General features: G+C 65.8%; 1 protein-coding gene. It reads right to left on the bottom strand.

Annotated elements, in window-relative coordinates:
* Window positions 1-13: 13 nt before the first annotated feature.
* A complete protein-coding gene (locus tag RT424_RS24125) occupies window positions 14-1,168 on the bottom strand; it encodes a glycerophosphodiester phosphodiesterase family protein (protein WP_313443391.1) in 1,155 nt (384 codons plus the stop codon).
* Between the last annotated feature and the right edge of the window lie 164 nt (window positions 1,169-1,332).

Here is a 1,332-nt window from a genome sequence, read left to right as displayed (position 1 = left end):
CCGGCCGAATCCCTCAGGTTGAGCTATCGACGGCGATCCGGCCGAGCCCGGGATCGTCGGTGAAGAAGGAATCGACCCCTGCGGCGATGTAGCGCCGAATCAGTTCGACGCAGGCTTTGTCCTGGCGCGCCGCTTCGTTCCCCGCGCCCCTGAAATCGGTTGGGAGGAAGGCGTTTTCGGGTCGCACCGTCCAGGTCGAGACGAGCAGGCCCGCCGTGTGGGCGTCCCGGACCAGCGATGAGGGCCGGCCGAGTGGACCGGATTTGCCGGAGGCGTCGCCGTAGGGGATCACGCCCTGGAGGGCTGGCGATATCCAGTCGGCATAAGCCTTCACGTCAGCCAGCCCCTCGGGCTTGTGCATCTGTGCGTAAGTCAGGGTGCCGCCGGTTGCGGCGACGTCGGGCGGCCGCACATCCAGCGGCACGGTGAGTTGCAGGAGTTGCAGCTTGGGATAGGCGGCGATGCGGGGGCGCAGCCACTTGAGATTGGCGACTTCGAAGCTTTGGACGATCACCGGCGCGCTGGAGAGATAGTGGCTGGCCGCGACTCGATCGAGAAACGGTTGCTCCGGCGGCAGGCCGATTTTCTTGAAGTAGGTGGAATGCTTGATCTCCGGGATCAGCCCGATGATGCGGCCGCGCGCTGCGGATTCAGCCGCCACGAAATCGGCGATCTCCTCCAGTGTGAGCAGCTGGAACTGCCCGTTGTAGCTGCTGCTTTCCGGGCGCATGGCGCCAAGCCGCTCGACCGCGCGCAGGGTCTTGATTTCCGCCAGGGTGAAATCTTCGGTAAACCAGCCGGTGATCGTCTCGCCGTCGATGACCTTGGTGGCCCTCCGGTCTGCAAATTCTGGACGGGCGGCGACATCGGTGGTTTCGGCTATGTTGTTCTCGTGACGGGCGATGAGGGCGCCGTCGCGCGTCGAGACGAGGTCGGGCTCTATGAAGTCGGCGCCTTGTTCGATCGCCTTGGCACAGGACGCCAGCGTGTGTTCCGGCCGCAGCGCCGAGCAGCCACGGTGGGCGATGACCAGCGGCTTGCGGCGAGGCTCGGCGTCTTTCCCGCCCGCAAGCACGGGGCGGGCGCCCAATGCCGCGCCTGCCACCGTGAGGCCGGTGCCAGCTTGGATCAGGCCGCGCCGGGAAAGCGTGGTTCCACTGGTAGGCATGTTCTGGTGTCCCGTGAATTTATGTGCGGTATCCTGCAAGGCCGCTAGGCGCGTTTCATGACACATTGCGGTCGGTTTCGCCGCGCGGAGCTTGCGCGAACCGTTTGCCCACGAACCGCCGGAGTGCGTTTCGGTGGACGGCCTGGCCCCGCCGAGAACTCTTC

Origin of the sequence: Novosphingobium sp. (assembly GCF_032093395.1) — a bacterium.
Classification (GTDB): Bacteria; Pseudomonadota; Alphaproteobacteria; order Sphingomonadales; family Sphingomonadaceae; genus Novosphingobium.
Note: the sequence above shows the minus strand (reverse complement) of the source record. Positions and strands in the feature narration are given on the sequence as shown.

What these genes read in the sequence shown, in the direction of transcription:
- RT424_RS24125 (WP_313443391.1), bottom strand. Translation starts at nt 1,168, where the DNA reads ATGCCTACCAGTGGAACCACGCTTTCCCGGCGCGGCCTGATCCAAGCT.